The 8,649-nt window shown below is 52.6% G+C and carries 14 protein-coding genes, 1 tRNA gene and 1 pseudogene; 11 read left to right on the top strand and 5 right to left on the bottom strand.

Annotated elements, in window-relative coordinates:
* The 10 genes and pseudogenes from GGR95_RS18995 to GGR95_RS18255 all read left to right on the top strand — a co-directional run.
* Nucleotides 1-405, top strand: a pseudogene (locus GGR95_RS18995) (hypothetical protein); the annotation flags it as partial.
* Nucleotide 406: 1 nt separating this feature from the next.
* Nucleotides 407-841: a hypothetical protein gene (locus GGR95_RS18295; RefSeq protein WP_184568314.1), complete on the top strand. Its 435-nt coding sequence runs from the start codon at nucleotides 407-409 to the stop codon at nucleotides 839-841.
* Nucleotides 842-944: 103 nt separating this feature from the next.
* Nucleotides 945-1,172: a helix-turn-helix transcriptional regulator gene (locus tag GGR95_RS18290; RefSeq protein ID WP_221385026.1), complete on the top strand. Its 228-nt coding sequence runs from the start codon at nucleotides 945-947 to the stop codon at nucleotides 1,170-1,172.
* A 208-nt stretch (nucleotides 1,173-1,380) separates the two neighbouring features.
* Nucleotides 1,381-2,700 (top strand): hypothetical protein, encoded by a 1,320-nt coding sequence (locus tag GGR95_RS18285; protein WP_184568312.1) that lies wholly within the window; start codon nucleotides 1,381-1,383, stop codon nucleotides 2,698-2,700.
* A gap of 251 nt (nucleotides 2,701-2,951) precedes the next feature.
* Entirely contained in the window at nucleotides 2,952-3,608 is a 657-nt protein-coding gene (locus tag GGR95_RS18280) for a hypothetical protein (RefSeq protein ID WP_184568311.1), read from the top strand.
* Entirely contained in the window at nucleotides 3,605-3,826 is a 222-nt protein-coding gene (locus GGR95_RS18275) for a hypothetical protein (RefSeq protein WP_184568310.1), read from the top strand. The genes GGR95_RS18280 and GGR95_RS18275 overlap by 4 nt, the downstream gene beginning before the upstream one ends.
* A gap of 124 nt (nucleotides 3,827-3,950) precedes the next feature.
* On the top strand, nucleotides 3,951-4,199 hold the full coding sequence (locus GGR95_RS18270; RefSeq protein ID WP_184568309.1) for a hypothetical protein: 249 nt from the start codon (nucleotides 3,951-3,953) through the stop codon (nucleotides 4,197-4,199).
* Nucleotides 4,196-4,564 carry a hypothetical protein gene (locus GGR95_RS18265; protein WP_184568308.1) on the top strand — a complete coding sequence of 123 codons (369 nt, stop codon included), beginning with the start codon at nucleotides 4,196-4,198 and terminating at the stop codon, nucleotides 4,562-4,564. Before GGR95_RS18270 ends, GGR95_RS18265 begins: the two co-directional genes overlap by 4 nt.
* Nucleotides 4,565-4,568: 4 nt before the next feature.
* Nucleotides 4,569-5,303: a hypothetical protein gene (locus GGR95_RS18260; RefSeq protein WP_184568307.1), complete on the top strand. Its 735-nt coding sequence runs from the start codon at nucleotides 4,569-4,571 to the stop codon at nucleotides 5,301-5,303.
* A gap of 2 nt (nucleotides 5,304-5,305) precedes the next feature.
* Entirely contained in the window at nucleotides 5,306-5,740 is a 435-nt protein-coding gene (locus GGR95_RS18255; RefSeq protein WP_184568306.1) for a hypothetical protein, read from the top strand.
* 54 nt (nucleotides 5,741-5,794) lie between these two features.
* On the opposite strand, the gene GGR95_RS18250 is transcribed toward GGR95_RS18255, so the two are convergent.
* The 5 genes from GGR95_RS18250 to GGR95_RS18230 all read right to left on the bottom strand — a co-directional run bounded on the left by GGR95_RS18250 (nucleotide 5,795) and on the right by GGR95_RS18230 (nucleotide 7,571).
* Nucleotides 5,795-6,199, bottom strand: coding sequence for a hypothetical protein (locus GGR95_RS18250; RefSeq protein ID WP_184568305.1), 405 nt, complete (start codon nucleotides 6,197-6,199; stop codon nucleotides 5,795-5,797).
* Nucleotides 6,180-6,728, bottom strand: coding sequence for a Panacea domain-containing protein (locus tag GGR95_RS18245; RefSeq protein ID WP_184568304.1), 549 nt, complete (start codon nucleotides 6,726-6,728; stop codon nucleotides 6,180-6,182). The genes GGR95_RS18250 and GGR95_RS18245 overlap by 20 nt, the downstream gene beginning before the upstream one ends.
* 119 nt (nucleotides 6,729-6,847) lie before the next feature.
* A complete protein-coding gene (locus GGR95_RS18240; RefSeq protein WP_184568303.1) occupies nucleotides 6,848-7,105 on the bottom strand; it encodes a DUF6953 family protein in 258 nt (85 codons plus the stop codon).
* Nucleotides 7,102-7,293: a YodC family protein gene (locus GGR95_RS18235; RefSeq protein ID WP_184568302.1), complete on the bottom strand. Its 192-nt coding sequence runs from the start codon at nucleotides 7,291-7,293 to the stop codon at nucleotides 7,102-7,104. Before GGR95_RS18235 ends, GGR95_RS18240 begins: the two co-directional genes overlap by 4 nt.
* A 188-nt stretch (nucleotides 7,294-7,481) precedes the next feature.
* A tRNA-Ser gene (locus tag GGR95_RS18230) sits at nucleotides 7,482-7,571 on the bottom strand.
* A gap of 193 nt (nucleotides 7,572-7,764) precedes the next feature.
* Here GGR95_RS18230 and GGR95_RS18225 point away from each other — a divergent pair.
* Nucleotides 7,765-8,634, top strand: coding sequence for an SPOR domain-containing protein (locus GGR95_RS18225; protein ID WP_184568301.1), 870 nt, complete (start codon nucleotides 7,765-7,767; stop codon nucleotides 8,632-8,634).
* The last annotated feature ends 15 nt before the right edge of the window (nucleotides 8,635-8,649 follow it).

Raw genomic sequence — 8,649 nt, 5'->3', positions numbered from 1 at the left:
CTCAGCACTGGGCTGGAAAAGCCCTGTCGCCTTCGAACGAAAGGTGGCTTAAACGAGCACTTGGGGCGGCACTAAAGCGTGACAGGTCCAGTTCGGCGGTCATGCGCCGTATGCAGGAAACCGCGACGGCCAAGGGTGGCAAAGGGTGGATCGACACACGCTCTAAGCGTCCTGCGGTGCCGCATGGCTTGCGTTCGACCTTCCGCGACTGGACGGCGGAACGCGGCGTTGACAGGGATATGGCCGAAATCAGTCTGGCGCATACTGTGGGCAGTGAAGTCGAACGCGCTTACCGCCGAAGTGATATGCTTGAACGGCGTCGCGCAAATGATGGGCGATTGGGCTGCGGCTTGTCGCGGCGAACTGGAAAGCGGCGTCGTCGTACCAATGCGGGGGGCGGTGTAAGATGGAAAATCGTAAAGTTGACGCGCTTCTATCGCGACCCGGTATCGACCCCGAAGCCCGAATTGAATTGCTGGCAATTGCAGCGACTTACCTTCGCAACGGCGAAGCAATGCCCGAAAACCTTCGCAACCACTTGGCGCAGGCGTTCGAAGCTACGGCGCAAGCCGACCTTTCAGAACGTGCAAAAACCATTGGCGAATGTTTGGGAATTGTTGGCGAAGCGCAGCGCCCGCGCAAGCTTGGTCCAATCGACGTAATAAAGGCGTCGGCTAACGACGAAGACCGTTTGGCCGGGCGGCTTATGGAAGAACACAAGATTAGCGAACGAACAGCACGAAAGCGCATTGCCGAAATCAAAGCCGCAAACGAAATGATGCAAGAAATTATGTCCAACAACGGGCTTTCCAACTTAGTCCGAAAAAGAACCGCAGAGTAATATTGTCCAAACGGCCATGCAGAAAGCCCATTAGTTTCTGCATGGCGGGTGCCCGTAGGTCTAACGAATACAGAAACCTACAGGTGCCCACATGCAAATCCTTATGAAAACCCCCGACGTTTGCGCCGCCACTGGCATGAAGCGCCCGACGCTTTACGAACACATGGCGAAGGGTCTTTTCCCGCGCCCCATTAAGCTTGGCCCGAAGTTGGCAACATGGCCGCAGGCCGAAGTAGCCCGCATGAACGCCGCCCGTATCGCCGGGAAAGACGAAGAAGAAATCAAGGCGCTTGTCGTGGCCCTGACTTCCGAACGTAAGAATTGCGTCTAGGGCGGTACTTCCGTCCGCCAAACTTCTTTGAAATCATTCAATAAATATAATCGAAGCGCATTCTAATGACTTCGTATAAACAAACAGGTCAAAAATGTCTTCGAAATCCCCTTCAACGCCGCCGCTTGACCAAACCGAAGGTGAGCCGCTTGCCCCGCCAAAGCCCGAAGAATGGCACCCAATCCACGACATACCAAAGAACAGCGTCGTGTATGCGATTGCGCAATATACCTATGCCCAAGCACCACGTCAAAACCGAACTATTGCGTCGGTAGCAGCAATCGCAATTTGGGCCGCTATTGTGGGTAGGAATATCAACGTTTCACGCGACGGTTTGAACCAAAATATCTTGGTAATTGCGGGAACAGGGCGCGGCAAAGAAGCAATGCAACGCGCAATTAATCAAATCATTGAAGCTATCGCCCAAACCGTTCCCGATGTGAAAAAACTGATAACTGGACGCTTCGCGTCGTCGCAGGCTTTGTTGCAACATTTGCAGGCATACCCCGCAACACTGTCCATCCAAGGCGAAGGCGAATACTTGTTTAAACGGTTAACCAGTCCGAAGGCATCGCAGAACGAACAAGACCTTCTTCAACTGATTTTGGACCTTTACCACAAGTCGGGGTTTGGCGCTTCAATGCCCGGCTATCGCAAAGCCGATTTAGCGCAAAGCGTCGCGTCAATCCAATCACCTTGCTACAATCTTCTTACTGAAAGCACCCCCCGCGCTCTAAACGACATAACAGGGCATGACAGTATTAAACGAGGAATGCCGCAGCGGTTTTTGATCGTAATTTCAAAGGCAGACAGACCGTTTGCAAACCCGAATGCAAGCAACGTCAAACTTGATCCTTACTTGGTCGAATATCTCGCAGGTGTTTGTTGCACCTTCATGGCGCAATCCAATCCATTGCGAGTGACGAACGTTACATTTTCAGTCGAAGCGACAGAAATAGAGCAAGCATTTGACCGCGAAACGACGCTCTTAATCAACAGGGGCGGCGACGCTCTTGAAGCTGAACTTTGGAACCGAAGCCACCTAAAATCTATGAAGTTGGCCGCATTGATTGCGACGGGAATAAACCATTACTGCCCACATATCGAAGCCGACGTAATGCGTTGGGCAATCAAAGTAGAACGGCACAATGTCGAACAGCTTCTTGCCGAAATGGAAAGCGGCGAAGTTGGTGAAAGCACCGAAGCCGTTCGCCTAAGTCGTGTCGTAAAAGCGTTCGCTGAATACGTCCTGACCGAATATCAAAGTTTGCCGAAGGGCTACAGAGTAAACGGCGACCTGCACGATAAGCGTATCGTCGCTTTCACCTACCTGCATAACAAACTTGGGAACACCGCGCCGTTTCGAAAGAACGGTTACAAAGAGCCACGGGATTTAATCCGCGATAGCCTCAAAGTTTTGGTGGAAAAGGGCGACCTAATCGAAATCAACAAAGTGCAAATGGCGAAACAAACAGGCCACGGCGTTGAAGGTTGGATGATCGGAAACCCCCGCAGCTTCGGCCTGTAAGTAGCGTAAGGCGAGTGCAAGCTGTCTAAGTAACTGAAATAAAAAGAATAAGGTGTGTAAGTAGGTAAGTGGGTCAAAGCACATATCAGCGCAAAAACTTGGAAATCTTACTACCTACTTACTCTACTTACTACTTACATACTCTATTTATATAAACAAAAACAAAGGTTTAACTTGTAAGGCGGTTCAATGGAAAACACCTTACGCCCCTTATTCGCCCCCATGTGGGCACCAATCGAAAGGAACCCCCGATGAAATATCGAAATGTATATGACGACCTAGCCGAAGACCTTATCGAAATGGTAGGCGAAACCTTCGACGTCTACTTGTGCAATCGGCTGTTGTCGCGAAGCCGTGAGTTGCCTACCGCAACAAAGCCTGACGCCCTGTTGAAAGACGTTTGTGAAACGCTTGTTCGCGACAACTTCGGAAAGTTGATCGCGTTTCGCAGTCTAAAGCATGGCGCTTGCCATATGCAGCACCGCGAAGTTGAAATAATTGCAGAAGCGTTGAAGCCGCTTTGCGTTCGGTTTTGGCCGACGTTGAACGTCATGCTTGAAATGGAACGGGATTGCTTGTTTCGGCCCTGCGATTATGTCGTTGTCATGGGCCGCGCTTATCTTGAAGAAGCGGCAAGCGTGACCTTCACGCGATACTTGAACGATATGCAGCGTTTGAAAGAAATCAGGTCAGAAACTTACGAACGCAACATTCCCCGCATTGCCCAAGTTTATGCATTGAACCGCGTCGCAAACGTTATGCCGCTATACTTTCACACTGGCACCGATGGACGTTTGAAACCCGGCGAAACAATCGAAGCGAAAAAATGGGCCGAAGTGCTGTCTTGGCGGGAACTGACAGGCATTCACACATTGGCCGACCTTCTAGACCATGCGGGGCTGACATGAACGACCGTATCGCAAACGCCTTCCGTTGCCCTGCGGCTTTGACCGACGACGACCTTGCCGTGTTTGTAGCCCTTTGGAAAAAGGATGCAAAAGCCGCAAATGCAAGGCGCAGTCGCACCGAACGCACGGGTGGCACCGACGGTAGCGAACTGGCCCGTAACGAAGCCTATCGCCGTCGCCGTGCGGAACTTCGCAAGCAAAAATTGGCTGCGGAATAGGGCGGCAAAACTTTCTTTTGTCCGCATTTGTCTATCGTTGTCTGGTCGAAAATTGACCCCTTGCCAGCTTACCTTTTTGTCGGTTTCAGATTGTTGCAATGGTCAAAAACGTCGGTTTCAAACAATGAATACGCCCGCTACAGCAGCTACATGGGGTACACCCCCGGTCAAAACACGTCGCAGCCGCGTCCGTCTGGATAGCGTTTTTGATACCCGTCGCGAAGCCGCTCGAATTTACAGAAAAGCGGTTTCTGGCGACCTGAAAGTTGAAGACGCATCCCGCCTTGTGAACATGCTGGCAATCCTATCTCGCATGATCGAAACGGGCGAGTTCGAAGGCAGATTGGCGCAGCTTGAATGCTTGACCCAATGAGCGCCGCTTTGAAAGCCCGCGTTTTGAAACTGGAAGCTCGGCACAAGGCCGCAGCCGACAAGCCGACGGGCGTCATTGGCGGCTTGCCCGAAACCTATGTCGAAGAAGTTGACGGGGTTCTTTACCTGCGCCGCCCCGAAACCCCGACCGGGCAAACCTTTGTCGAATATGCCCGCAAGCAACAGCAAGAATTGCAAGCCGAACTGTTACGCTTGTTTGCCAACACGACCGACGAAGCCCCGCAGCCCAAAGCCCCGCCCCATGTGGGCATCGTGAACAACCCCGCGCCCCTGAAACCGGGCGAGAAGCCGAAGAACTTCATTCACCTTGCCGACGGCACCGAAATCAAACTCCAAAGGAACTAACCAAATGGCCCGCTACCTGAACAACAACCCCGACCATGTGAAGTATCTGGATATGTCCCGTCTTGAAGTCGGTTTTAAGGTCGGCTTCTTTTCAATGAACATTGAAGACGTAGACGCTGTGCCGGGCACCGCAGCGACCCGTGCCAAGTATGCCATTCAAGAAACAATTTCACGCCTTGAGCGTTTGGCTACCGACACTTCGAAAACAAACGACGCGAAGAACGAAGCTGCAAAGACGTTGTTCAAGAACGTGACGAAAGAAGTTGAACAATCTATCAAAACCATTCGCAGCTATGGCGACCGCGAAGCCGAAGCCGCAAAAAACCGCGCTTTCGACGTTCTTTCGCCCGACGTTTCCAAAGGCGCAATTTATTCGGAAGTTCGCCAATTTTGCCGCGAACAAGCCGCCAAAGGTGATCCCGATTGGCCTATGCGTTTGAGCGAACTTTGCCGCAGCGACCTTGACACCGCCCGCGCAATTAGCGCCGCGCCGGGTTTCCTTTCTGGCGTTGGCGATGATCGCCGAATGCACCTTGTAACCAATGCGATTGAAGCGTTCGCACCCGCCGACGTTGCCCATATGAACCACGCGCTTGAAGTCGGTCAACAGGCCGAAAGAATGGAAGCTGGATTGAACAAGCTTGGGCAAGCAATGTTTTCGTCGGCTCTTGCCGACCGGGCTTCTTACAGCCGCGTTGACGTAGATGCGCCGTTGATCGCGCCCGAAGCGGGGGAATAACCATGCCCACATTGGCCGAAACCCAATTGAAAGAACTGTCGGCATGGATTGTCGCAAGTTCGCAGGATGAAAAAGCCCCATTGGGGAACGACTTCATTCGGCACGACGACTACGCGCAGCTTGTGACCGTCGCCCTAGACGACCCCGCGCCCGACCTGTCTACGGCTATCGCCTTGGGCTGTCTGCCCTTGCTGGTCGCCCATGACGCGCTCGCAGCGACCTTTGCAGGGATTGAGGGGCAGGCAAAGCTAGACGAACGGGCCGCGCATGTTGTTTGGTTGTCAGGGGCTGCGATACACGACCCAATGCGGGGCTTCCCGGCCTGTCATGTGGTTCGCGTCGCCGAAAGCAAGACCTTGCGCCAAGCGGCTGTTGCTGCGGGCCTTGACCCCGACGCCGACCGCTTACTTGTGGGCATCCCCACAGGCTGTTTCTAAGTTCTTCCAGCGCCGATGGAGCTGACTGCTGTCCCTTCGGAGCGGCTTTTTCCATTATGGTTCATTTTTTTTGCTAGCTTCCGAGCCTTTGCCGATAGCCACGCCAGCAGTAAAGGTGAAAGCTGTTCCAAGAATCTTCAACGCATCAGTGATCCAAGCGCGATCTACGAAAACGCCGCACAAGAAAAGGGTAAGTAAAAGAAATACTAGGGCAACAGAAAGAATGATTGATGCTGCATGGCCCTTATCGTCAGTTCCATACTCAAGCCCCCAGCGACAGAACCGAAAAACCTGATGTGGTGCACCATTGGGAATGAACCCGAGTTCACTGTCTTGTTTTGTATATTGATCGGGTCGATCAGAGGTTTTCAGCGGAGGCTTCACAACCACAGGGGCGCTAATCTCCACCTGTGGCTGCGCTTGGTCCTGAGCTTCAGATTTATGCGGGTTGTCCGGCACTCAACTTTCCCTTGAAAACGTCTTCGATTACGTCAATTGGAATTAAGGGTTTTGACGAAAGGTCGCCGGAGTGCAGATCTTTCACAATTGTCCAAGGTTCACCCTCTGCATGGGTTGCATTCGACAGAGCAACGCCAGAAAAGGATTTGTGAATGTCCCAAACCTGCTTCAGGAAGTCCAAAATGCGTTGCTCTGGCTTTTCAGGCTCTTCAAACGTGTAGTCAAGAAAGCCAGATCCAGTTTTCTTGATCGTCGTCGCGCGCTGTTGTTGAATAGAGTTTCGTCCAGCGGACTTGAAGTGCCCATAAAGTTCGGGAACCACAGGCCCCCAAGGCCATGCATGAACATCTTCTTCAAACAGTGGGGCACTAGTATGGGCTAGCCACCACGCTTGAGCGTAGTAGACAAGTTTATAAAGTTTCATCTGGTCGATGGCATAATACTGACCCCGATCAGGATCAGCGTTCTGTAAATCTAAGAAGGCGTTAGCCACAGCCGCCGCCGTTGTAGGGGCAGAAACGTTAGTCATTTCATCCTCCAATCAAAAGATAAGTTATCTTTAGCTTATCCACAGTATAACACACTACTCATTGCATATAGTGATAATCTTAGCAAATGCTATACCTCGCAGGTTTGCAAAGTTCGATCCTATTGCTGCCGTCCCGGTTGGTCTGTCTCAAGCCGAATGCGCCAAAACTTACCCGCACGTTCGTAAACGGCTTCGGGCGTAAGCTTGTTGAAAATCTTCAAGACGCCTTTCCCTATGCACAAATTCGAAGACTTGTCGAAATACGCCAACGTTTCGTCGTTAAGCTGGAATAAATGACTTGCCGCGCCTTCCTGATAGAGAAAGCCCGCCGTTTCGTATTCTGCCAGCATCCAATGGGCCGCTTCGTCTTCCGTCATGCTTTTTTCGGGGCGACATAAGCTTGAAGCGTTTCTTCTTCGAAATGCGCCCGCTCTTTCGACGCACCTTTGAACCATTCGCAATAATAAGCATAGCTTCCGGGATTGCCAGTTTCCTTCGAAACGGTCATCGCGGGACCGCCTGATTTTAGTTGAACAATGTCGCCGGGTTTGAAGTTTGCTGCCATAATACCATTCCATTCTATGAAGTTGTTTCGTCGAGACATTGAGCAAACTTCGCCGAAGCTTCAAGCGGAAGGTTCACGAATGCGTGACGAAACTATGTGGGCACCTTAAAACCATCGCGCAAAAACTGTCACTAGATCGGCAATAGAAATCTCCGGCGGGGAAATTACTCAATGATTTCAATGGGTTTTGGCGGAGGCTCAGGGATTCGAACCCTGGGGACGCTCTCACGCCCGTCGGTTTTCAAGACCGGTGCATTCGACCACTCTGCCAAACCTCCGCAGTGCGGGCTTCCTAATGCGGCTGAAGTGATTCTGCAATCGGGCAAATTCACATATGCAAACGGGGAAAGTTGCTTATCGGGCTTTCGCTCTCTTGTCGCGCAGGGGTCTGGCGCGTTAGAGTGCGGCAAATGCTCCTTATAAGGGGTGGTTAAGCCGTACAAAACACGGCGCAGGCAAGGACGCGTACAAATGGGCAGTCAATTTAAACCGGGTCACCCTACAGGCTCACGCCGTTGCCTTCGCGCATTCGCGGGGGTGCTTTTGATCACAGGATTGCTTGCAGCCTGTGACGATCAAGGAAAGTTTGCATTTCCCAAAGCGGGAGCGTCAAAGTCAGCCAGCCAGGCTGGTACGGCGAGCGGGCCGACCGTTGAGCGAGATGTGGAGGCACCAGAAGTGTTTTCCGTGACCGACGAAGGCCTTTGGGACGGACGCCCGAGCCTTGGCGGCGTCTGGGTTGCGCATCCTGATGTGACAGACCCTGAACGAGTCATCGTACGCAATCAGGCCAATGGCAAATTTGTTGTCGGCGCTCTTTTCCGACGCGAACGCGATATTCCCGGCCCAAGCCTGCAAATGTCGTCAGACGCTGCGGATTCTTTGGGCGTTCTGGCGGGGGCCCCTGTAAAATTGAACGTGACCGCCCTGCGCAAGGTGCAAGAGCAAGCCGAGGCTCCTACTGAAGCTGCTGCAATCGAAGCGGCACCAGAAGTCAGCGCCGCGCCGCTTGATCCTGTAACCACAACGGCAGCTGCTGCGATCAATGCGGCAAAGCCCACACCACCCCCAGCCAAGAAACCCGCCGCAGCGGCGCAAGGTTCGAAATTGTCCAAGCCTTATATCCAGATCGGTATCTTTAGCATGGAAGCCAATGCTGAGCGTGCGGCCAAGCAGATGCGCGGTGCAGGGCTTTCACCGAAGGTCAAGCAAAGCCAGATCAATGGCAAAACATTCTGGCGTGTCGTTGTCGGCCCTGCCACAACCAGCGCACAACGCGCCAAAACACTGTCGACCATCAAATCGGAAGGCTTCACCGATGCCTATGCCGTCTCCAGCTGATACCGGAAGGTGAAT

Source organism: Sulfitobacter undariae (assembly GCF_014196805.1).
GTDB classification, from domain to species: Bacteria; Pseudomonadota; Alphaproteobacteria; order Rhodobacterales; family Rhodobacteraceae; genus Sulfitobacter; species Sulfitobacter undariae.
The sequence above is the reverse complement of the archived record's forward strand: the minus strand, read 5'-3'. Positions and strand labels throughout refer to the sequence as shown.